Source organism: Paenibacillus sp. JCM 9796 (assembly GCF_055379675.1).
Genome location: NZ_AP043723.1, coordinates 3878186 through 3900727, shown reverse-complemented (window position 1 = coordinate 3900727; position 22542 = coordinate 3878186). Strand labels below are relative to the sequence as shown.

At 48.5% G+C, this 22542-nt stretch carries 20 protein-coding genes and 1 pseudogene; 4 read left to right on the top strand and 17 right to left on the bottom strand.

The genetic code is table 11. The features are described from left to right. Positions 1–18: 18 nt before the first annotated feature. From dpaL to ACZ439_RS18855, 12 genes are all read right to left on the bottom strand, one after another. Entirely contained in the window at positions 19–1257 is a 1239-nt protein-coding gene (dpaL, locus tag ACZ439_RS18910) for a diaminopropionate ammonia-lyase (RefSeq protein ID WP_218029623.1), read from the bottom strand. A 45-nt stretch (positions 1258–1302) separates the two neighbouring features. Continuing rightward, a complete protein-coding gene (locus tag ACZ439_RS18905; protein ID WP_054796405.1) occupies positions 1303–2133 on the bottom strand; it encodes a carbon-nitrogen hydrolase family protein in 831 nt (276 codons plus the stop codon). A gap of 41 nt (positions 2134–2174) precedes the next feature. Next, positions 2175–3281 carry a C45 family autoproteolytic acyltransferase/hydolase gene (locus tag ACZ439_RS18900; RefSeq protein ID WP_054799187.1) on the bottom strand — a complete coding sequence of 369 codons (1107 nt, stop codon included), beginning with the start codon at positions 3279–3281 and terminating at the stop codon, positions 2175–2177. A 25-nt stretch (positions 3282–3306) separates the two neighbouring features. Next, complete coding sequence (locus tag ACZ439_RS18895; RefSeq protein ID WP_155614600.1) at positions 3307–4140, bottom strand: alpha/beta hydrolase family protein; 834 nt, start codon at positions 4138–4140, stop codon at positions 3307–3309. A 44-nt stretch (positions 4141–4184) separates the two neighbouring features. Next, positions 4185–4943, bottom strand: coding sequence for a creatininase family protein (locus ACZ439_RS18890; protein ID WP_464620036.1), 759 nt, complete (start codon positions 4941–4943; stop codon positions 4185–4187). A gap of 11 nt (positions 4944–4954) precedes the next feature. Next, positions 4955–5590 (bottom strand): GntR family transcriptional regulator, encoded by a 636-nt coding sequence (locus tag ACZ439_RS18885; protein WP_127604824.1) that lies wholly within the window; start codon positions 5588–5590, stop codon positions 4955–4957. A gap of 201 nt (positions 5591–5791) precedes the next feature. Further along, positions 5792–7099, bottom strand: coding sequence for an ethanolamine permease (gene eat, locus ACZ439_RS18880; protein WP_464621144.1), 1308 nt, complete (start codon positions 7097–7099; stop codon positions 5792–5794). Positions 7100–7382: 283 nt separating this feature from the next. Beyond that, positions 7383–8678, bottom strand: coding sequence for an MFS transporter (locus tag ACZ439_RS18875; RefSeq protein ID WP_127604828.1), 1296 nt, complete (start codon positions 8676–8678; stop codon positions 7383–7385). A 21-nt stretch (positions 8679–8699) separates the two neighbouring features. Then, positions 8700–10109, bottom strand: a complete 1410-nt coding sequence (locus ACZ439_RS18870) for a response regulator transcription factor (protein WP_464620035.1) — start codon at positions 10107–10109, stop codon at positions 8700–8702. Between the two features lie 25 nt (positions 10110–10134). Then, a complete protein-coding gene (locus tag ACZ439_RS18865; protein ID WP_464620034.1) occupies positions 10135–11550 on the bottom strand; it encodes a sensor histidine kinase in 1416 nt (471 codons plus the stop codon). Positions 11551–11778: 228 nt separating this feature from the next. Then, positions 11779–12663 carry a nitrilase-related carbon-nitrogen hydrolase gene (locus ACZ439_RS18860; RefSeq protein ID WP_054796416.1) on the bottom strand — a complete coding sequence of 295 codons (885 nt, stop codon included), beginning with the start codon at positions 12661–12663 and terminating at the stop codon, positions 11779–11781. A gap of 75 nt (positions 12664–12738) precedes the next feature. Further along, on the bottom strand, positions 12739–13587 hold the full coding sequence (locus tag ACZ439_RS18855) for a polysaccharide deacetylase family protein (RefSeq protein ID WP_127604834.1): 849 nt from the start codon (positions 13585–13587) through the stop codon (positions 12739–12741). Between the two features lie 270 nt (positions 13588–13857). Between ACZ439_RS18855 and ACZ439_RS18850 the strand changes: the two are divergent. After that, a pseudogene (locus ACZ439_RS18850) lies at positions 13858–15213 on the top strand (tripartite tricarboxylate transporter permease); the annotation flags it as partial. A gap of 166 nt (positions 15214–15379) precedes the next feature. Here ACZ439_RS18850 and ACZ439_RS18845 read toward each other — a convergent pair. Continuing rightward, the gene (locus ACZ439_RS18845) at positions 15380–15550 is read right to left on the bottom strand and encodes a hypothetical protein (protein WP_464621143.1); all 171 of its coding nucleotides are present in this window, start codon (positions 15548–15550) and stop codon (positions 15380–15382) included. Between the two features lie 35 nt (positions 15551–15585). Between ACZ439_RS18845 and ACZ439_RS18840 the strand changes: the two genes are divergently transcribed. Together ACZ439_RS18840 and ACZ439_RS18835 are read left to right on the top strand one after the other, a co-directional pair. Next, the gene (locus ACZ439_RS18840; RefSeq protein ID WP_141335602.1) at positions 15586–15912 is read left to right on the top strand and encodes a transposase; all 327 of its coding nucleotides are present in this window, start codon (positions 15586–15588) and stop codon (positions 15910–15912) included. A gap of 41 nt (positions 15913–15953) precedes the next feature. Further along, positions 15954–16787: a transposase gene (locus tag ACZ439_RS18835; protein ID WP_464620033.1), complete on the top strand. Its 834-nt coding sequence runs from the start codon at positions 15954–15956 to the stop codon at positions 16785–16787. A gap of 385 nt (positions 16788–17172) precedes the next feature. On the opposite strand, the gene ACZ439_RS18830 is transcribed toward ACZ439_RS18835, so the two are convergent. From ACZ439_RS18830 to ACZ439_RS18820, 3 genes are all read right to left on the bottom strand, one after another. Then, positions 17173–17757 carry a hypothetical protein gene (locus ACZ439_RS18830; RefSeq protein ID WP_127604854.1) on the bottom strand — a complete coding sequence of 195 codons (585 nt, stop codon included), beginning with the start codon at positions 17755–17757 and terminating at the stop codon, positions 17173–17175. A gap of 59 nt (positions 17758–17816) precedes the next feature. Further along, a complete protein-coding gene (locus ACZ439_RS18825; protein WP_054797799.1) occupies positions 17817–18677 on the bottom strand; it encodes a restriction endonuclease in 861 nt (286 codons plus the stop codon). A 1067-nt stretch (positions 18678–19744) separates the two neighbouring features. After that, on the bottom strand, positions 19745–19897 hold the full coding sequence (locus ACZ439_RS18820) for a hypothetical protein (protein ID WP_464621142.1): 153 nt from the start codon (positions 19895–19897) through the stop codon (positions 19745–19747). 418 nt (positions 19898–20315) lie between these two features. Here ACZ439_RS18820 and ACZ439_RS18815 point away from each other — a divergent pair, with 418 nt between their 5' ends. Next, on the top strand, positions 20316–21278 hold the full coding sequence (locus ACZ439_RS18815; RefSeq protein WP_054797798.1) for a cation diffusion facilitator family transporter: 963 nt from the start codon (positions 20316–20318) through the stop codon (positions 21276–21278). Between the two features lie 67 nt (positions 21279–21345). On the opposite strand, the gene ACZ439_RS18810 is transcribed toward ACZ439_RS18815, so the two are convergent. Next, entirely contained in the window at positions 21346–22419 is a 1074-nt protein-coding gene (locus ACZ439_RS18810; RefSeq protein ID WP_127604864.1) for a LacI family DNA-binding transcriptional regulator, read from the bottom strand. Between the last annotated feature and the right edge of the window lie 123 nt (positions 22420–22542).

Sequence of the window (22542 nt, the reverse complement as noted above, 5' to 3'; positions counted from 1 at the left end):
ATCTGCCGTCATCCTCCGCTACCGCTGCGGCATCGGATACTTGCCGTCCCATACAATCTGCCTGTACAGAACCGGATCCGTATCCCCTTCCGTATTGATGAACAGCACGACCGAGTCCTGATCCAGCTTCAGCTTGCTTCGGATCCCGCTAAATTCCGGTTCCGACATCAGCAAGGATAATAAACCTATACCGACCGCTCCGCTTTCCCCGCTGATCACGCGTTGATCGCCCTCCAGCGGACTGGCCAACATCCGCATGCCGCGGGCGGCCACATAATCCGGGCAGCTGACATAGGCGTCCGCGAAGTCCCGCAGTATGCTCCACGCTATCGGATTCGGCTCTCCGCAGGCCAAGCCCGCCATGATCGTCTCCAAGCTGCCGTACACCTGGTGAGGCTCCCTGTCCCCGACCGACGCGGAGTGGAAGATGCAAGCGGCGTTGTCCGGCTCTACGATGAGGGTCACCGGATGTTTCCCTTCGTATAAATTAGCCCAGTAACCAAGCAGCGCCCCGGCCATTCCGCCTACGCCCGCTTGCAGAACGATATGAGTCGGTTCAGGCATTTCCATATGGCGGATCTGCTCCCCGACCTCCCCGAGTATCGTCGTATACCCCTGCATAATCCATTGGGGGATGCGAGTATACCCGTCCCAGGCGGTATCCTGAACGATTTCCCAACCGTTCTCCGCAGCCTTCTCCTTGGCCAATTGCACCGTATCGTCGTAATTGAATTCGGTCACAATGGCTTGAGCGCCCGTCTCCCGGATGGCTTCCACTCTTCTGGCGGCCGATCCCTTCGGCAAATAGACGACCGCCTTTTGCCCGAATTGCCGGGCCACCCAAGCTACGGCGCGTCCGTGGTTTCCGTCGGTAGCCGTCGTAAAGGTAAGATCCCCGAGCTTATGCCTGACTTCCGCCGATTTCAAATAGTCGAACGTCGTGTCTTCGATGAAAATCCCTAATTTCCCGCAAATGACGTTTCCGAGCGCATAGGTGACGCCTAAACCCTTGAAAGCGTTCAACCCGAGCCGGTAAGACTCGTCTTTCACCGCAATGCCGGCAACTCCCACAGCTTCGGCCAAGCGGTTTAAAGCGATTAGCGGGGTAACGGCGTAACCGCTCATTGATTTTTGGAAATTAAGCGCTTTCACACTTTCGTTAACGGAAAGCCAAAGTGGAAGCTCGTTCGCATCCGGATTTCTGGCATCGTTACAAATAAACTTTATCCCTGATGGCTTGACAAGTTCATGCCGCAATCGGTTCCGCCTCCCGCATCCTGTTATCCTGAATTTTCCCGCAAACTAAGAAAGATGCAGCGAATACACTTCGGGCCGGCGGTTTTTCAAGGAAGGAACCTGCTTGCGGATTTGCTGGACGTAATCGAGGTCGATTTCCGCTACCGTCACCATCTCCGCGTCGGCCGCCGTTGCAATAACCGTCCCCCACGGATCGACGATCATGGAGCGGCCGTAGCTTTGGTACGACGGCTTTTTACCGATTTGTCCGGGGGCGATGACATAGGCCTGGTTCTCAATAGCACGGGCGCGCAGCAAGGTCTCCCAATGATCGCGGCCGGTATACAGCGTAAATTCCGCAGGCAGCATCAGGATTTCCGCACCTTTCAACGACTGCAGACGGAAAAGCTCCGGGAACCGGATATCGTAGCAGATCGCAAGGCCGATCTTGGCGAAGTCCGTATCGCAGACCACGACCTCTCTGCCGAAATCTTTGGTTTGCGATTCCAGATAGGAAGGTCCGCTCTCAATCTCGACGTCGAACAAATGGATTTTGCGGTATTTTCCTACCAATTCCCCCTGCGGATTGAACAGTACCGTTGCATTATAGAATTTGACTTCGCCCCTTACCTTCTCCAACATGCTTCCGCCATGGAGCCAGATGTTCAGTTCCTTGGACAGCCTGCTCAAAAACTGTACCGTCTCGCCGTCCGGAATATATTCCGCGTTGGCTTCTTCCTGCTCTTCCGTTCCGACAAAATTGAAATATTCCGGCAGGGCGACATATTGCGCTCCCTGTCCCGCCGCTTCGCGAATGAGCCGTTCGGCCTTCTGAAGGTTGGATGCCTTATCGTGCTGGCTGTCCATTTGTACCGTCGCAACTTTAATTTTTCTCATGGTAAGCTTCCTTTCCGAAATGAAGTAATAAGTGCCGTTGTTTAATTTGAGAACGCATACATTTTGTAGTTGTATTGATGCGGGGGACCGACGGCGATCCATAATCTGCCTTCGCCCGGTTCGGCAATGACCGATGCGACGGTCATGTTATCCGTACCGTCATCTTCCGGCATCGCGCTCAGCGTATGCGGGTAGGTTTGACGATCGCGCAAAATATCTTGCATGACGTCCGCGTTGAGCTCCCCTTTTCTGCCGACCAGCAGCTCTTTCATCCGGGATTGGCGAATGCGCGAGTTGACCAGCTGGTGTCCGCTCAATCGCTCTTCCTTCTGCAAATCGCTCCCAATAAAATGGTTGGAATGAACCAGAATCCCATCGTCCGGCAACAGTAACGCATCCGTAGTCGGAATCGTCTCCAGGTCCGCCGCATGACCGAATCGATCCATCATGATCAGATTTCTCGACGACGCCCGATGCAGGCTGCGCACGGCTTGGATCGCTTCCTCGACCGTCGAGGAGCAGGTCAGCGCATAGCGTGACAGCATGTAACGCGGAAATCCGAAGCGCCATCCGTCGCAAGTGAGGAAGTTGGCAAATACCCCGAGGCCCAAGTTGTTAATCCCGATATACGAAACTTGACCGGCCGGTGCAAACATTAAGCAAGCGGGCTGGTCATCCGGCACAAATTCGACCACCACGCCAATTTCGGAATAAAAATGCGGAAGGTCTGCATTTTGCCCGATCAAGGGGATGCCGTTGGATGTAGCCTGAGATGAGACGGCGAAGGTCGTGCATTCATTGTTGGGTTGAAAATTGCGGTAGATCTCGGCCCGCAGCTGCAGCAAATAGGCTTCAGCCAGCGTAATATTCGCGCCTTCGGCAATCCCCTGTATCTCTTCATCAAAATACGGCGCATAACGCTGCACATAAGTCCGATAATGCATAACCGCTTCCATTAAGGCTTCCTGGGTCGGAACTTCAACCCACGTTTTTAACCTTTCCTGTGCCAATTCGAGGTGGCGTTCGATCAGACCGGCACATGCCTCGCCGTATTGCTGACCGATCTGCCGGTGGCTGCCCCGAAAGCGATAGTAGGGAAAAGTCCTGGACGATCTGGCCCCGGATGATTCCTGGTCAGGCGAAACCATACGTTGTTCCTCCTTCAATTTTTCGTCAGCGCGAATGGTGGGTCAAAATGTTTGAAAAAAAACGTTTTACGGGAGACAGCAGTTTAAACCCTTCATGACGAACTCCGGGGACTTCATCGTATTGAACCGATAATCCTTCCCGCTCGTAATTGTCCCGCAAAGCTCTGATGCGTTCCAGACGGGTTAAGCCGGCGGCATCGATCCCATCCATCCAGAGCGGCTCATCCTTGTTATTAATTTCCCAGGTTTCGACATCCTCGCTGCCAATAATTAATTGAACCGGTACGTTCCGCATATCTTCAAGCTGTACGGGAACGCCATAGTACTGCTCGAAATTGCCGGTACCTACATGCCAAGGTCTGGATGTATCCAAGTAGGTGATGTACCCGGGAGCGCCGATAGACACACCCAGCAAACGGTTTGCATGAAGATAAAAGAATCGATGGGCGAACTGGCCGCCTCCGGAAAAGCCGTGAAGCAGGAAGCGGTCGGCGTTGATCCCGTATTTACCCGCTACTTCATCGACCATAGACAGCAAAGCAAGATCAAAACGGATGCCCGCAAAATGCACGTACTTGTAGGAATCCAGCTCCCCCGGCTCGGTAATTCCGGCGGGAAACAAGGGAGCGAGAATGATCGTATTTGTTTCTTCCGCAAAATCTGCGAATAAATCTCTGTAATGTTGAGCGGTTCGGCCCGTACCGTGAACGATTACAGCTAGACGGTATGCGGCATGATGGGGTTGGCCGTAATTTGCAGGAATGTAGGTGCAGTAAGAGAATCTCTTGTCATACTGGCAGGCATGCATCGTCGACGCGCCGTAGTCATAGTGCGAAAGCTTTCTCGGAGAGTGGTTCAAGCTATCTACCTCCTGAAGTCCCGTGTCGGGAATTCGTGATGAGATTAACGAATGACTGCGGCTTCAGCCGGATACCAGCTTTCTTGAAGGAACTGGACAATGCGGTCCACGGAACGGTTGACGAGCGCCTCGCCCTTCTCTTTCGTTCCTATGGTAGCGTTTCCAATAGTGCCCGAATTCGTAAAGGCCGAGAATGGAGGGTATGTAATGACGTCGGGAAATAAGTCGTTAACCTTTGGAGGTTCGTTTACCCACTGGCTCACATCGACCAGATCGGGATATAAATGCATCATAACCGACGTTCCCGCTTCGCTGGCGTGAGCGTGTGCCAGCTCGCCGGATTCGATAATGCCGTCGCAGTGCGCCTTAATAAATCTCCAATAGTCGATTTGTGCACAGCGGATGCCGGGCGTTCGCTGAAATTCAAATGCGATTTGATTAATAATAGGCACATTGCCCAAATGCGTGTTGACAAACAAGAAATCTTTAAAGCCCCATTTCTCAAGGCTGCGCAATGTATCCCATAAATATTGCTTGAAGCTTTCCGAGCTGATCGTTATCGTGCCCGGAAAGTCTTCCAGTTCGGAAGACTCCCCTGCTTCCAGCACCGGTCCGATTATCGCATTTACCCGCTCGGCAACGAGACCGGCAATTTTGTTCGCGACTAACGTATCCGTTCCAAGCGGTAAATGCGGTCCGTATACTTCAAACGCCCCTGAAGGAATGATGACCAGATCGGTCGTTTTTTTCCGCTCGACAAACGTTTTCCAGCTCATCTCTTTCATATAATTGACCTGTTTCATTAGGTTCCTCCTCATGAAATGAACGTAATTTTCCCGTTTTGCAAATGCGCCTCAAGCTCGGCAACAGCAAGCTCGCTGTCTTTGGCTTTAATCGCTTCGACAATCCGGATATGCTCTTCGATCAAACGCGTGATCGATTCCGGATAGGCTCTGCGCCAACGGTTAACGTCAAAATACAGTCTTTCGCGAATGCTGCCCATCATTTGCATAAACAAACTGTTATTTCCGATTTCCAGCAAATATTGATGGAAATCCACGTCTTGCCGAATAAACGAAGCAACGTCTTTCTCTTCATTGCTCCGTTTCTGTTGTTCGATAATTTGCTCGAGATGCGAGATTTCATCTGAAGTGATCGAATGTATCGTTTTGCGCAGCGAATAGATCTCGATGGCACTTCGCATATCAAACAGATCGTTGGTTTCTTTCACGGACATCTCTTGGATAACAATCCCCTGATTCGAAATGATCTTAACCAAGCCTTCGTGCTGAAGCTTGTGCAGCGCCTCGCGAATCGGCGTTCGGCTCATTTGCAGTTCTTCGACCAGTTGATTTTCAGAGGTGGAGTTGCTGTCCAGGAAATCTCCCCTCATAATTTTTTCTTTAATTTTTATATAGGCAGTATCCTTAAGCAAAACTCGTTTTTTCATAATCAACCACACCCTCGATTACATACGACTTGTATACAATGGCAGTATAAGCCGTTATGATGCATGAGTCAAGACCTCCTTTGTCGAATGGTTCTGATCTTGTTACATGGTGTGCTTTTTTGTGCAGCATGGTTTGCGATTTTCATATACAAGTTGTATACAACCACATTATATTCGCTCCATGTTCCGTTCGTCAATCCCTTATTTCACGGAAGCGTTCTCCCCCACCAGCAGCTTATTCGACAGCAGCCCCCTATGTTTACGCGCTCTCCACCCGTAGTAGATAAAGGCGACTGCAAACATGACCAGCAGCACGGCCCAGAGCGGGATATCCGATCCGAACATCGGCAGCGACAGCTTCATCACACTGTAACGGATAACGCAAAACAAAAACACGAGCCCCAGCAGTAAGACGATCCCGGGTACAAAAGGAAACGACACTTTGTAAGGACGGTCCAAATGCGGATGCTTCCTGCGCAAAATAAACAGCGAAATCATACATAAGCAATACATCAAAACAGCGCCGAATACAGATAAAATAATTAAGGCATCGGAATAGGTAGCCGAGGCTGCGCAGACGATTCCAATCACCCCGGGGATGATTAAGGCCCATACCGGCACGCCGTTACCATTTAATCGGGTCATGAAGGCCGGAAAATAACCCGCTCTCGCCAGCGCATAGGTTTGCCGGGAATACCCTATGATGATGCCGTTTAAGCTGGCAACCAAGCCTAACAGGCCAATGATAGCAACTACTTTGACAACGAGCGCGCCTTCCCCGTAAACCCCGGAGAGCGCTTGGGGCAGCGGATGATCGGCCGGGTTTCCAATCCCCCCGCCTAATCCTGCGGTTACGATCAGCGTAAGAATCGTTGCGACCGCTAACGTTAATATACTCGATATTAATCCCTTCGGAATGTTTTTTTGCGGATTTTGCATTTCCTCCGATGCCATGGCTCCCCCTTCAACGGCAAGAAAAAACCATATGGCAAAGGGAATCGCCGCCATAATGCCGGTTCCTCCGCCGATAAAAGAGCTTTCGTTAAAAAGGTTCGCCGTTTCCACATGCGGAATGCCGGCCGCGTAGAACACGGCGAGTCCTATCAGAGCGGCAATGGTCGCTACAAGCTCGATCACGGCTACACCTTTAATGTCTTGCAAATTAATAACAATGAAAAGAATAAAGATGCCTATCGTGGCGTACATCGGATTGACGGCCGGAATAAGAAAATGAAGATACGCACCTGTCGATACGGCAATCGCCGGCGGCGCAAAGACGAAATCCAGCAAACAGGCAATGCCGGTTATATAGCCGCCTAACGGGCCCATAGCTTGACGGGCATAGGCCGAAGGGCCTCCGGCATCCGGAATCGAGGTAGCCAATTCGGAATAGCTTAGCGTGAAACAAGTAAAGAACACGGTTACGAGGAGCGAGGCGATCACTAAGCCCATAATCCCTCCTTCCTTGAAGCCGTAGTTCCAACCGAAATATTGCCCGGCGATGACCATCCCAACCGTAATCGCCCACAAATGAATCGGCTTCAACGTTTTTGCCAATTGCTTACTGGATTGCAAGTTAGGTTCCCACTCCTTCTGCTGCAGGTTGTTCAAATAACAACCGTTATTTTCAAAAGCCTTGTCATGTCGTTCCCGCTTCTATCGGCCAGCCTCCTTCATGAATGAGTATGTTATGCTTGTATACGTGATTTAATACTAGTTGTATACAAGTAAATTATAGAGGATTGCTCCTCTTCCGTCAATATGAAATATGCTGTAGATAAGCATTCATGATTCAGGATATATAGTCCTCCAGCTCGCGTGAAGTAGGAATTTCCCTCATGATCCAGAGCGGAATCAAAGCTAACGGCAGCAGAATGATTCCGGCAATGGCAATCGCGCTGTTGTAGCCGTTGACTTCGATAATGCGCGGTGCAAAGTAGCTGACGACCCCCCACCCGAGCCAGCAGGAAGCCGAGTTGATCGAAGAGCCTGTACCCCGGGCCCTTGTAGGAAAGGCCTCCGTGAAAATTCTCGGGATGACTCCCCAGATCCCGGCGCCAAAGAAACTCCACAATAAGTAGGCCGGTAGAAAGGTGCTGTAGGTTTCGGCATAGAAAGTCATCCATACGGTGAGCGGGATGGATAAAATAATGAAGAGCGTGTTCACATACCGGATTCCGATAATTCCGCTGAGCCATCCGCAGCAAATAAAGCCCAATATGCTGATCAGGCTGCCCGCTCCAACGGCCCATGTCGCCTCGTACCAGCTCAGTTGATAGGCATGGCTCATCCAATAGGGAGCAAACCAGATCAACAAACCGTAAGCAATCACCACAAAATTCATATAGATCCATATAAAAATCGTATTTTTTAACAGCTCCCCCTTGGTCAACTGCAAATACGTGAATTTGATGGCTTCTTCCTTATTTATTTTGAAATCGGTCGGAATGATTTCATATTGCCTGGAGTCCGTTCCGAGCGTTTTGGTTGTTTGCCTGAACTTGAACAGATCCATGGATCTTCCCGGCTCCTTGATGTACATGCGAATAATGATGATCAGGAAGGCAGGGATAGCCGCAATGAAGAAGGCGCTGCGCCACCCAAGCGAAGGAACGATGTATAACGAAAGCAGGATGGACACTGCCGTGCCCGCAGGCCAGCCGGCCGCCATAAAGCCGACGATCCAACCGCGGTTTTTGGCGGATACGGACTCAATCAATATGGTCGCTCCCACGGCATACTCGGCGAATGCGCTTCCGGTAGCCAAAATTCGAAACAGGCTCAACGATTCGAAATTCCAGGATAAGCCGGTTAAGAACGTTCCTATCGTCATCAGCAATAAAATCCATTGAAAGACGATTTTTCTTCCTAAATAATCCATGAGCGGGCCGACAATCAGGTTGAACAAGATCGCAATGAGGAATCCCCCGGCTACAATGATGCCGAAATCCGACAAGGAAAAATCGAACTCATCCATAATCTCCGGCGCAACAAAGAAAAATAAAGAGGCGTCCATCGCGGAGATGCTCCAACCCAAGAATGCGATGACCGTCACAAAAGAACTGTAGGCACGAGAGTTATGTTTCATCTTGACCTCCAATCATTTGTCTCACCTATGGATTTCTCTATATTGAATAGGCGTCAATGACAGTTCCTTCTTGAACACCTTAATAAAGTATTTCACATCGTTAAATCCGACCGCCCTGCTGATTTCGATCAGATTCAGCTTCGTTCGGGCAAGCAGCGTCTGGGCTTCTTTGATCCTTTTCTTCGCGATGTAGGAGGTGAAATTGATTCCTGTTTCGTTCTTGAACAACAGGCTGAGGTAAGAGGGGGATAATTCCAAATATTCCGCCACCATGTCCAGCGACAGCGACGAATTGCCGTAATGCTGTTCGACGAAAATTTTCGCCTGCAGCGCATAATCCTTAGATTGCTTGTCCCATCTATTCAGGATAAATTCGATTAACGGATTGAAGAAGGTCGCTTTCCACCGGTACAAATCCCCCCAAGCGCTGACGGTCTTCCATTCAAGCAGCCACGAAACGTTGTCGTTCAACTCGTTATACACCCTGAAATACTTGGAGATTTCAACATAAAGCTGAAACAAGATGAACAAATGCGCTTCCAAGGTCTGGTCACGGTCCAATAATTCGTTCAACTGCTGCGTAAATAACTTCTTCTCTCCCTTCTTCAAAGCGGAAAGCAGTCTACTCTCGTCTTCGACGGTTAAATAGGCAGGAGATGGCTTCCGGTTTTCTTCCCCGCTCCCATATTTCATATCCTGGATCGCTTCTTTGTAAGCCTTCTCTACGGAAAGATCGTCACTTGTGTGCACCTGGCTCATTCCGCAAGCGTAACGGTCACGCAAATTCGTAACGGTTGTCCTGGCCAGCTTAGTCAATCCCTCAGGTGTATCCCCAAATACCACATAGACGATTTGTCTTCCCATCCTGAGCGAAAAGCTGTAGCCGCTTTGTTTCATATCGGCTTCCGGAATTTCGGTCAGGGAGAAAATAAAGCAATAATATTTTTTCGGAAAAACGATTTCGTCATCCGCAGGCTTCTCTTGGTGGATAATGCGTTCGTACATATAGTTTTTCAAACGGATCGAGCTGACGTTTTCCTGCTCCCGCTTCTCTTTATGAATTTGGGAGACGACGCTTTCGATCGTCGATTTCAGCTCTTCCGGATCGATCGGCTTCAATATGAAATTGGAGACCCCGTATTTAATCGCTTTTTTCGCATATTCGAAATCGTTGTAGCCGGAGATAATAATCACTTTCGAATCGAAAGCGACATCCCCGGAAAGACGCTCGATCATCGAGAGACCGTCCATGACCGGCATTTTGATGTCCGTAATAATGATATCCGGTTTATTCAGCTTCATGAGGTCCAGGGCCATTTCGCCGTTCTTGGCATGGCCGATCAATTGAATGTCATATTGATGCCAAGGGAGCATTTTCTCAATGCCTTTGCTGATCCATGGTTCATCTTCGACTGTTAACAATTGCAGCACATGAATCACTTCCTTCATCGTATCGTCAAGATTGGTTTACCGGTATCTTGATCCGCACACTTAATCCACGGGGGCTGATGTTCTCGTACTGAAGGCCGTATGCTTCTCCATATGCAATTTTCAGACGATAATTTACATTATAAACCCCGATGCTGTCAGAGACTCTGGCATCGTCCGCATGTTCCGGCTTGGAATCATACGCCCTTAAGGCCTCGTTCATGCTCTGAATCTTGTCTTCAGGCATGCCTGTGCCGTTATCGTTGACACGGATCAAGATATGATCCTGCTCAAGCGTGCCTTCGATCCGGATCATCCCCTTATCCGTTACATGATTGAAAGCATGCGTGAAGCAGTTCTCCACAACGGGTTGAAGAATAAATTTGATCGTCCGATGCTCCAGAATTTGAGGGTCAATCCGCTGTTCGCATTCGATCCAGCCGTCAAAACGAATCAGCTGGACCTTCAAGTAATGATCCACGTGATCCAGTTCTTCCTTCAGAAGCACATCCTCCGCATCCTGAACCGTATTGTAACGAAACATCTTGGATAAGGAACGGGAAATCTGGGCGATTAGCGGCACCTCATGAATGATCGCAAGCGAATTGATCGTTTCCAGCGTGTTGTGAAGGAAATGAGGATTAATTTGAGATTGCAGCGCCTTGAATTTCGATTGGTTGGTCGCCATTTTCAATTGGAATTGAAGATTGATCTGCTCTTGCAATTTAAGCATAATCTTCTGAAAGCTGATGCCGATCTCCCAAATTTCGTCCTTGATGATGACAACCTGATCCGATGTGTTCTTGAATTCCCCATCATCAATCGCATTGATTTGTTTTCTCAAAGAACGAATCGGTGCGGCAACGTGTAAGGAAATGAGGACAATCGAAAACACACTGAACACCGTAGACAATAGGATCAGATACGTCATCCACTTTTTGAGGTAGGCGTTATTTTCATAAATAGCCGCCACTTCCGTTATACTGATCGAACGAAGCCCTGTAACCGGATTTTTTTGATAGATCACAAGCATTTTCCGTTTATTTTCTTTGATTGTGAAATTGCCGCTTTCGGGTACCCTGGCGTTAACTTCACTTTCAATGGAGGAGGAACCGTTAATCCGGTCATTCGAAGTGTACAGAATCTGTCCGTTAGCGTTCATAATGAGCAAATCGCTGGGTACGTTAAAATGAAGCCCTCCGGCAAGATCTTGCACCAGACCGTCTTGGACGCTGAATAGCTTCTCCGTATCAGAGCCCCATTTTTCATAAATAACCGTCATGGAATGATCGAGCTGCTGAATCATTCTGGTCTGCGCGTCCACGGCGTTGTCGTAATACTTGATTGTCCAAAATTGATAAATGAGCAGTTCCAGCATAATTAAGGGGAAAATCGTCAAGAGGGAGTATAAGATCATATATTTGTATTTAATGCTAAAGTACAAAGAAGTTCACCCCATCTTGTCGTCCTGCGCCCGCCGAAATTAAGCGCTTTCTCGAAGGAACGGGAACATGCTTATCTGCAGCACACACGTAAAATTATACACCCCCCTATCATCAGATTCAAATCGGTTCGAACATGTTCAACAGCCAGCGTCTTTACATAAAAAAATCCCTGATTGGCTCGAGAAGCAGCAATGCTCCTCGGGCAATCGGGATTCAACTCTACTCTTTTATTTCCGGTTATAGGATTTGTAAGGCTCGTATCGGGTATATACGTTCTCTCTCCGGGTACGGTCAACGAAGGTCGTTGCAGCCCCGGTCTTTCGGTTTACGTACAATTCGTCAAGGTCTACAACACCGGTGACGACCATGTTTACATTCGTTTCCGCTTCAGCGACAACGCCGTCAGGCGACCATGCCGTATCGCACGGGCTTAAGATCGATGCCCGGCCGAACCCGTTCGGCAGCGGCGACCCGGGTTCGCCTACGGTAGGGCAGTGAACGAAATAGACTTGGTTCTCAATGCAGCGGGCTTGGGCGCAATGGCGAACGCGCCAGAACCCGTATTCCGTGAACGTGTAGGACGGACAAAAAATAATTTCGGCTCCGTTGATGCTGTGAATTCGCGAAATCTCCGGAATTTCCGCCTCATAGCACACGGCAAGCGCAATCTTGGCCGGACCGATGTCGTACACCTGCAATTCGTCGCCCTCCGAGGTTTGCCAATTCGCTTCCGCCGGGAAAATATGTGTTTTCTTATGCTCGACATACGTGCCGTCAGGCTTGAAAATGTAGGCGATATTGTAATACTTGTCGCCTCTGCGCTCCAGGTGCGAGCCGGCGATGATCACCTGTTGTCTGTCTTTCGCCAGTTTACCGAACAAATGTTTGTAATCCTCCGTGTACTGGTCGATCTTCACCAGATCGGCTGCGGAATAGGCATCGCTGCCTTCAAAGCTGGTCAGCAGACCGACTGTGAACAATTCCGGGAAAATGACATAGTCCGACTGCGGCGGAACCTGATCCATCAGTTCAGTCACCTGCTGCTTAAAAGCATCAAAGCTCGGGGCGCGTTCAACACGGAATTGGCAGGCGGATATCGTTACTTTTCTCATCGTTATTCCTCCATGACATTACATTCTTTTGAGAAAAGTCCCCCGTATATGTGGAGGACCTGGCGCATCGTTTTTTTATTCTTCGTAATAGTTGTCGTAGATTTCTCCGAGGGTCGCGAACCAGGCACCGCGTGATTCCATATATTGAATCAATTTCTCCAGCATTTGAATCGTGTGAGCCCGGCCGATCGTTTGCGGATGCGTCGTCAGCACATAGCAGGCGCCTTCTTCCTGATCGCAAGCATAATCGTATATGGAGGCCCAACGGTCAAATATGTCTTGCGTAGGCCTTTGCCCTTCTTGTCCGCCTGTCAGGTACTCCATTTGAGGGAAATCGTCGAGGTACCAGGACACGGGGATTTCCAGCACTTTGCTCTCCGCTTGAAACACATTGGCTTTATCCGCGTTCACTTCAACCGTTCTCGGCCAGTAGGGATGCAGATCGTTACCCATCAGGCTGCTGTCATATTTAAACCCGTATTTCTCCAGAATCCCCAGCGTATTCGGACTGAAATCCCAATAAGGGGACCGGTAGCCGCGCGGTTTGACGCCTATTCTGGCAAGCGATTCAAGACCCATCTGCATCACTTTTTCTTCTTCCTCATAGCTAAGCGGCGTCGGATTCTCATGTACATAACCGTGATGAGCCACTTCATGGCCACGCGCGACCACTTCTTTGCAAATGTCGGTGAACGTATCCACGGTGTGGCCCGGAATGCACCAGGTCGTTTTGATTCCATATTTATCAAACAGTTTAAGCAATCTTGGAGCGCCCACTTCGGCTCCGAATTCGCCGCGGGACATATAGGCCGGAGATGTGCGATTGAAAGAACCGATCCAGATCGATTGTGCATCAAAGTCACAGCCGATGTTTACCGCGACTTTTTTTCCTTTGGGAAGTCTTACTTTTCCGTTTCTTTGCATAGCGTGTTCCTCCTCAATCGATTTAGGTTGTTTGGCTTGCCGCCTGCTTGCCAGGCAACCGCTTCGGGGTTTCCGACCTGACACGGATTGTTTTGGTTACGCTCTCATTTTAGCTCGGGATTAGGGTTCTGAATATTCCAACTATTTTAGCAGGGTGTAAATTTATTTGATTTCAAACTTTTTGTATGCAAAAAAAGAAGCCGTTGACGAACTAACCGGCTTCTTTCGTAACTTTATCCATGTTACTGTTAAAATTTCGCCAAGATGGTCGGCGTGAGACCCGAAGAAGCGGCGGCCAGCTCCATTATCTTATTGGCAGGCGTTTACTATGGGGCGATGTACGGGGGTTCAACGACTTCGATTCTGCTCAATACGCCAGGTGAATCCTCATCCGTAGCAACTGTGCTCGACGGATATCCTATGGCCAAGCAAGGAAGAGCGGGAGCCGCTTTGTCGATTTCGGCGATCGGATCTTTTGTAGCCGGGATCATTTCACTCATTGGTTTGGTCATCCTGGCTGAGCCGCTCTCTAATCTTGCCTTAAAGCTCGGGCCTGCCGAGCATTTTTCCTTAATGATTCTAGGGCTATCCGCTCTTAGCGGTCTGGCCGGCAAATCCGTCACGAAGGCGCTGATCATGACGACCTTGGGACTATTGCTCGCTACGATCGGAATGGATACGATATCCGGCGTAGCCCGGTTCACGTTCGACCTGCCTGAGCTTTTTCAAGGGTTCGAATTCTTGACGGTTGCCGTGGGCGTGTTCGCCCTAGGGGAAGTATTCAAAACGATCCTGGAGAGAGAAAGCAACAATGGCGAAATTGCCAGAATCAACCGGATTTTTCCGACCAAGCAGGATTTGAAGGATAGCGTAGGCCCCATCCTCCGCGGTTCATTCTTAGGCTTCTTTAAAGGCATCGTGCCTGGATCAGGCGCCACCTTAGCTTCGTTTCTTTCCTATCTTTTAGAGAAAAAGATCAGCAAGAACCCGGAAAAGTTCGGTAAAGGCGCCATCGAAGGCGTAGCCGGACCCGAATCGGCTAATAACGCGGCTTCCGGCGGTGCGATGATTCCCTTACTAACATTAGGGATTCCGGGTACGGGAACTACGGCGGTTCTGATGGGCGCGCTTATTATGTATAACGTTCAGCCGGGTCCGTTATTATTCTCCGAGCATCCGACGATCGCTTGGGGACTCATTGCCAGTATGTTTATCGGCAACTTGATGCTACTAATTTTGAATATGCCGCTCGTTAAGGTGTTCGCCAAGATTATTGAAACGCCGCCCAAATATTTGATCCCGATGATTGTGGCTATTTCGTTCTTTGGCGTATACGCGGTTCAGCTTGCGACGTTCGATCTGTTCGTCTTGATCGGTTTCGGGATATTCGGCTATTTCATGACCAAACAAGACTACCCGATGGCCCCTCTCGTTCTTGGTCTGGTCTTGGGGCCGATGATTGAAAATAATTTGCGCAGAGCTCTGACCATCTCCAATGGCGATTACAGCGTGTTTGTAACAAGACCTGCATCCTTGATTTTCCTTCTCATCGCCCTTCTTTGGGTGGCCGTTCCGGTTATCTTGAAGATGAAGGGTAAAAAAGTAATCGTGAATGAAGCTGCATAACCTAGCTGGGACGGTTCCCCAAGGTCTGAGACCTTGGGGAGACCGTCCCTTTTGTTATAAAGCGAAGCTTGCCTGTTGTACAGCGCACGCTAACAGCGCGTTTGCGCGCGCGTCGTGCAGGTGCCAAAACGGTTAGTGAGGCAAGCAAGTGGGAAAATATTCTACGTTACTTCTTCTTTTTTTCCATAGACGCCCCAATTCCTGCTCCTATCGCAATCCCAACTCCCATGCCTAGAGCAAGGTTATCCAAAAGCAACCCGAATGCTGATCCCAATGCGACTCCTAAAGCAATCTCTAAAGCCCCGAAATTACCTTTGAGTCTATTCTTCTTATCCACTACAATATGAATTAACAAAAGTGGAGGGATCAAAGATGCAGCGCAAGAGTTACAGCATAGAATTTAAACAGCAGCTCATCCAAGAAGCCTTAGAAGCAGGCAACGCAAGCCAAGTTGCAAGACGACATGGAATCGACGGGAAAATGCTATCCCGCTGGATTCGTCAATCGAAGCAGACAGGCTGGAAAAACGCATCACCAGAATCCAAAAAAGTTGCAGCCTACACCCCATCACCCAAAGAGTTTCAAGCGTTAGAGCATGAAAACGACAAATTGAAAAAGCTGTTGGGCGAGAAGGATTTGGAGATTGCGATTCTTCGTGATCTCGTAAAAAAGGTGAACCCCGCCTATCGGACAAAATAGAGATCGCCGACAAGTGGATTGCGCGGGGGTGTAAAGCTGCAATGGTGCTGCGAATCGTCGGCGTCAGTGAAGCGACGTACTATTACCGGAAGAAGCATTTCAAGCAAGAGCGAGTGTATAACGGCGGAAGACCAATTCCCGGCTTTTCCTTGGATCATAAGCAGCATCCCGTCAGCGATGAGCAGATCAAGGAATGGCTGATGGAACTTATTTCCGGGGAAGAAGCCACATACGGTTATCGTAAACTAACCCTATGTCTGAAACGACAGTATGGGCTGATCATTAATAAGAAAAAAGTATACCGACTGTGTCAGGAACTGGGCATCCTGCAGCCACAACGCCGGAAGCGAATCCAATATCCCCGAAAGCTGGCGAACAATCGTGAGATCTGCGCTTCGAATCAGCTTTGGGAGATGGACGTCAAATACGGCTACATTGCAGCACAGCAGCGTTTCTTTTTCTTGCTCAGCCTGATTGACGTCTACGACCGATCGATTATCGACTACCACATGGGCCTCTCTTGCGAAGGGAAGCATGCCGCGCAGATCCTGCAGAGGGCACTATGGAAACGACAACTCTTTGAGAAAGATCAGTTGCCAGTGGTTCGTACCGATAACGGCCCGCAATTCATCAGCCATGCTTTTGAGGAAGCGTGCCTGGAGTATCGTGTAGAGCATGAACGGATTCCTCGGAAAACGCCGAATAAAAATGCGCATGTCGAAGCATTTCATGCCATTTTAGAACAAGAGTGCCTCTCCAGGCATGAATTTGAGAGTCAGCGGCGGATTCATGGCAGTTTGTATGATCTATCCCCGCAGGAGTTTCATCAAGCTGCACGTCAGCAAACCGTAAAGCCGCTTGTGATTAAGGTATGACTGATGGACAAAGCCCTTTACATGGAGGGGCGGGCATGGTCGGTCGCCACCATTATCTGTTCGACTTCAGTTTCGTTGAATAACTCCCATGACCTAACAGAAGGTTTCCAGTTCAATTGCACAACCTGACAATTCTTAGCGTGTCTTAACCAGGACAGCATTAGGGATTCAGCAATTTCTATCTTCATGCGAAATTTCCTTTCTGATAGTCATACTGTGTGGTCGGCAAATTGGATTTTCCTATAATATTTGTGCTGTTTTTTATAGCAAAGCAGTTCACAGACTCATCCATGTGAGGCCATTAAGATGGCCTTGAGTAATGAAGCTTTCTCTTGTACCATAGATTCTGTCACTATCGTAGATGATTCCAGGCCCAAGCGACCAATCATTTTTTTGCCAATTTCCAGTATTCATTCATTAGTTTTTGATAATCATCTGATAATTGTTTGTTGATGTCTCCAAGAAACTTGACTTTCAGGTCATCATCAGATTTGGCTTTCAATACGTTTTTCAAATTCTTAAGCGTATTCTGGTTGCGTTGGATCACATTCTTCGTTTCAGCATAATTACCATCAATCCCACTCGTGGATAAGGACAGAATTTCCTCAATATCGTCCATCATTCTCATTTCGGTTAGTCTCTTCATTTCTAAGGTATCTTTGTAATATGGACTCTCCTTAAAACCATTTTCATCAACATGTTCGTTAATGAAGTTGTAAGAATAGGTATGCATAATTATATCCCTTGGAATACTTAGATATTTGGGAGACATTGCATCTATAATCTCTTTGATCTTCTTTTCCGTTTCTTCATTCTTCTTTGCCGCTGACTCCCTAGATTCCTTTTCACTCTTCCTTTTGTCCAAGTATCCCTTTATAAAAAAACCTATAATTGCCAACAAGCCAGCCACTACAAAATCTGACCCTTTATCGGGAAGTAACTCTACTATTAGTTGTATTAATGAATCCATTTTTACGCTCTCTTTCATTTAGTGTTAGCTGACATTGCCAATGATTTCTCCCTTCTACCTTATAACGATCTTGTTTGTCTACAACCAGGAAACTTGGTACAACCGAGAAACTCTTCCCCGTGCTTACTCTTCCTTCTTACCATAGGAGAACCACACTTGCATGTCACTGAGGTTGTTGCCGCTGCTTCCTTCCGAGCTATTGCTACCTCTGACTTTGCTACCGTCTCAGTTCTCTTCTCTATGGGACGCGGTTTCTTGCTCGGTTGCCATTTCCCCCATGCTCTTAGCTTTTGCTCGACTAAGGCTCCATGCCAATAATCGACTTTGAATTGCTCTGCTTCCTTCTTGGCAGGAGGTGTAAGATCAGATGTAGTGATAAGCAACGATAATATACAATCATGATTCCTCTTCGCCGCCACAAGTTCACGCACTGTCATTACAGGTACTAGATTATGGTCTGCATAGCATTTGGCTTGGACGGCTGTTTTCTCCCCGCGACCATCAACGATCACAAGATCAACTCCACCATCATTACCGCCTACACCTACTTCTTTTACTGTGTAGCCCTGATCACGGAAGTAAAGAGCAAGTAGACGCTCAAACTCAGCTCCAGATAGGTCATCCAACCTGCTGGTAAGGATGATCTCATCAGTTCTACATCCCTTTGAAGTCCGTCTTATGTTTGTCTGAGCAGCCTTCTTAATCGATGTTTTGGGTTTCTGCTTTTTCTCGGTTCGTCTTTTCCGAGTCCAGATAGCTCCTATGATATCCGCAACTATGATTGAACCGATGAGTATGCCAAAGAAGAATCCCCAATGCAATCCTGGGATGTTGAAGTACAAAGTAAGCCCACCAATAATAAACAAGCCTCTCAAGACATATGCGAGTTGTCTTCCTTCTGCGTAGTAAGTTCTAGCCATTGGTTCTTTAACCCCCTATTTCCTTGTCTTTCCATTGGTCAGTTCGAATTTTCCTAACAATTTCTCTTCTAATCTTCTCTCGGTATGCATGGAACCCACTCTCAATTGTTTTTCTAAAACCGCAATTCTCACATGTTAAAAGCTCAATCCCATACGAGCCCTCATTCATTACTAAGTATCCATTACATTCTTTGCAAATTGGAACAGGAAGTTGTACTTGTTACTGTAGGTCGAGAGATACCAACCCTCAGTTAAGAAGCTCATCATTAGTCAAGAACCAGATTTTAATTCCTACACGAGCGATATTGTAGACGGGGTAAAGTGGGATGTTATTGCAGCTCCGATAAAAAAGGTAATTGCCCCAGCTACTATTGGGTGTTTGAGTAATTCTTTCATCTACCGACCAACCAACTCTCATTTTAGTCTATTAAATGAAAAAGGTGCGCCTACTGAGGCAACACCCTGCTCTTATGCCTATATTCGATTATAGGTCAAAATGCTTAATTTTGGAATATCATGCCGACTAATGCCGAATTCTCTTATTAGGAATAGTCATTATTGTAACAGCCCCAGTTATAGCTGTCACCAAGAACAATGTGTACCAAGATTATAGTTCGTCTGCTGATGTTCGAGTTGATGCGCCTTCTCGCAGGCCTTACGAATTGAATTAGAATTGTCCGAAAGCAATGTCTCCAGTATGTAAATAACAACTTCGACCAACAAAACAATTGCACAGATCATACCAACTATAGTCTTCCTGCTCATGCCTGACTGGCCTCGCTTGTTGTCCCGCTTGCTGCTAGAGGCTTATTAAATCTTCTTCTTATCGGAGCAATCAGCAAAATCGATACACTGCTGAGTTGCCACCGCATCTTGATACAACGTATTTACGTTGAAAAATAACACTTTGCCGAATACGACGGCCAGAAGGAATGCGTGATACAAAGCCGTTCCGAACATCATCACCGATAACCTTGAATAGTCTAAAGACCAGATACACAACAATGATGTTAAGCAAAGCGTTAATGCACGCTGAATAATTTTAGCCTTTGTGCCGCGCGTAGCCGCTAAGCCATTTTGAGCAAGCGATCTTCTTCAAGCTTTGTAATAGATACTTGCGGAGCCTCCACATCTGTTGTATCGATAGGTCGCCCTTCATCTGATACTATCAACTTCGCTCCGCAAGAAGAACAAAACTTAGCGCCTTCTAGGACTTGCATGCCACAATTTGAACAGTACATTCGTTCCTTCATGATTAAAGAGGAAAAGCTGGCCACGGGGGCCCCTATGGGACAAGGGCTCCTAGACATACAGACAAAAAAAGAGACCCGCCAACGGGGCGGATCTAAGGGTGTATATATTAAAAAGGGGGTCTTGCTATCTATAATACACGGATAACATGTTAAACACGTAACAGATATATTTCAATTATGTAACAAAATTGAAAGCGTTATATGCCGGAATGAGAATCAATATCATAAAATCGAGAAATATTATCAAAATCAAAGAAAACGCTAACTTGATACCGATAATTAGTCTCAAAAGGCTTAAAATCGATATCAATTAAAGTATTTGCCAAAATTTCGACCTTGACGTATAATCCAATCAAGGACTTACCTTACAGAAAGGGTGATTCGGATGTACGATTATCACCATCTCGACCATGCGAAGAAACAAAGCCGTTCCAAGAAAACGCTGTGGATCACGCTGAGTTTAACTTTATTCTTCACCATCGTTGAAGTCATTGGCGGACTGCTGTCCAATTCGCTCGCCCTGCTCTCCGATTCCGCGCATATGATCTCAGACGTGCTCGCTCTCGGATTGAGCATGGTTGCCATCTATATGGCGACGAGACAGCCAAACGCCAAATATACGTTCGGCTTCCTCCGTTTTGAGATTATCGCTTCGTTCCTCAACGGTCTGGCGCTGGCCATCATTTCGATCGGCATCTGTATCGAAGGGATACGGCGATTTATGAACCCGGAGCCGATCGATCTCAAGCTCATGCTGATCATTGCCTCCATCGGGCTGACAGTCAACCTCGTCCTGACGCTAGTGCTCAGCCGCAGTATGAAGGAAGAGGAAAATTTGAACGTGAAAAGCGCTTTATGGCATTTTATCGGAGATTTGCTAAGCTCCATTGGAGTTATTGTTTCTGCCGTACTCATTTATTATACCGGATTGCCTTGGTTCGACCCGATTATCAGCATTGTCATCGGCGGCATCATCTTCACCGGCGGTGCGAAAATCATTAAGGAATCGTACCTCGTCCTGATGGAATCGGTGCCGGAGCGCTTCGATCTGGATGAAATCCGGGCAGCCATCGCTGCCGTGGAAGGTGTCGAAGATGTGCACGAGATGCATCTGTGGGCCGTGTCCTCGGATCATTATTCCCTCACGGCGCACGTCTTTATCGACGACAGCATCCAGCCGTTCTGCATCATCCTCGCCATCAACGAGACGCTGAAGAACAAGTACGGCATCGAGCACACGACGATCCAGATGGAGCATGCGGGCATCCACCCGCACGGCGAATACGGCAAGCAATTTATGCTGGCCAAGGAGCAGAAGCAGACCCGGAGTATCGGTCCTGTCTTCTAGAAGACGTCAAGACGCCTTGCCTCACCTGACCCCCACGAACTGTGGTGACCGGAGAGGCAAGGCGTCTTTATTCGAGCGCTTCCGCAATGCTCGATCTCCGCGCAATCAGGCGGAGCGGAATTTGAATTTCATGGCCGATACGTTTAAGCTTCCGCGCCTCATCAGCCGGAGATTGCTTCAGCGCTCTCGTATCGCCAAGCGCCTCAAGCATCAGCATCATGGTCATTTCAGCCTGCAGCGCATACGGGATATCGAGCGACGTCAGCATCGGGTGGCACACCGTCGTCACCGGATCGTTATTGATGCCGGCAATCCGAAAATCCTCCGGCACCCGGTACCCCCGCCGTTGTACGGCGGACATGAATGCCAGCGAAATCACATCGTCGAACCCAAGAATGCCGACCGGAGCTTCTCGATTCCAGAGTCTCTCCACTTGTTCCAACGCCTGGTCGATCGTCTCCACCTCATCCGAATCGATCATGTCGTACGGCACCGGTTCAGGCAGCTTCGAAAGCCCGTTTCGAAAGCCCGCTCTTCGTTGAAGATCGGTAGCGTACAAGCTTGTTTTGGCCAAATACACAATCGTTCGGCAGCCCTGCTCATACAGATGTCTCACAGCCTCGTCACAGCCATCGACAAAATCGAGGTTCACGGCCCCGACGGCGATGTCGTTCGGCCATCCCCACGCATTAAACAAAACAAGCGGCGTCCCTTCGCCCACCAGATGGCGGGTCGCTTCCTGCGACATCGCCAGCCCGTGGCAGATGAGCCCGTCCACCCGGCGCTGCAGCAGCACATCCAGGTGGCGCTTCTCTATCTCCGGATCGAACCCCGCTGCCGAAAAAACGGACAAATGGTACCCGTACCCATGCGCCATACGCTGCATTTCTTCGGCAAACTGCCCGTGATATCCGCCGAAGACAGGCACGAGCATGCCGAGCTCATACGACTTCTTCCGGCTTAGACTGGCGGCCATAACGTTGCGGCGGTAGCCGAGCTGTTCCGCCGTCTGTTCCACTTTACGGATCGTTTCCGGCGTCATCGGCACATTGCGCCTGTTCAACACGTTAGAAACCGTAGCAATGGATACTCCAGCCGCTTCGGCGATATCGACGATGGTGATTTGCCGCTTTTTACTCATGCCGCGTTTCCCTCTCCCTGCTCAAAACTTTCATAGAATAAAAATAATCGATTTAAGCGTTTAATCTTTTCATTTTACCGCCAATCCATTGGACGCGTCAATGCAGCGGATAAGAAAAAAACC

Coding starts and splice junctions, on each gene's coding strand:
- eat (WP_464621144.1), bottom strand. CDS start 7,099: ATGGTCATCGCCGGGCAATATTTCGGTTGGAACTACGGCTTCAAGGAA.
- ACZ439_RS18820 (WP_464621142.1), bottom strand. CDS start 19,897: ATGCAAGTCCTAGAAGGCGCTAAGTTTTGTTCTTCTTGCGGAGCGAAG.
- ACZ439_RS18875 (WP_127604828.1), bottom strand. CDS start 8,678: ATGAAACATAACTCTCGTGCCTACAGTTCTTTTGTGACGGTCATCGCA.
- ACZ439_RS18840 (WP_141335602.1), top strand. CDS start 15,586: ATGCAGCGCAAGAGTTACAGCATAGAATTTAAACAGCAGCTCATCCAA.
- ACZ439_RS18855 (WP_127604834.1), bottom strand. CDS start 13,587: ATGCAAAGAAACGGAAAAGTAAGACTTCCCAAAGGAAAAAAAGTCGCG.
- ACZ439_RS18905 (WP_054796405.1), bottom strand. CDS start 2,133: ATGAGAAAAATTAAAGTTGCGACGGTACAAATGGACAGCCAGCACGAT.
- ACZ439_RS18830 (WP_127604854.1), bottom strand. CDS start 17,757: ATGGATTCATTAATACAACTAATAGTAGAGTTACTTCCCGATAAAGGG.
- ACZ439_RS18810 (WP_127604864.1), bottom strand. CDS start 22,419: ATGAGTAAAAAGCGGCAAATCACCATCGTCGATATCGCCGAAGCGGCT.
- ACZ439_RS18890 (WP_464620036.1), bottom strand. CDS start 4,943: ATGAAACAGGTCAATTATATGAAAGAGATGAGCTGGAAAACGTTTGTC.
- ACZ439_RS18860 (WP_054796416.1), bottom strand. CDS start 12,663: ATGAGAAAAGTAACGATATCCGCCTGCCAATTCCGTGTTGAACGCGCC.
- ACZ439_RS18900 (WP_054799187.1), bottom strand. CDS start 3,281: ATGGTTTCGCCTGACCAGGAATCATCCGGGGCCAGATCGTCCAGGACT.
- ACZ439_RS18825 (WP_054797799.1), bottom strand. CDS start 18,677: ATGGCTAGAACTTACTACGCAGAAGGAAGACAACTCGCATATGTCTTG.
- ACZ439_RS18885 (WP_127604824.1), bottom strand. CDS start 5,590: ATGAAAAAACGAGTTTTGCTTAAGGATACTGCCTATATAAAAATTAAA.
- ACZ439_RS18815 (WP_054797798.1), top strand. CDS start 20,316: ATGTACGATTATCACCATCTCGACCATGCGAAGAAACAAAGCCGTTCC.
- ACZ439_RS18835 (WP_464620033.1), top strand. CDS start 15,954: ATGGTGCTGCGAATCGTCGGCGTCAGTGAAGCGACGTACTATTACCGG.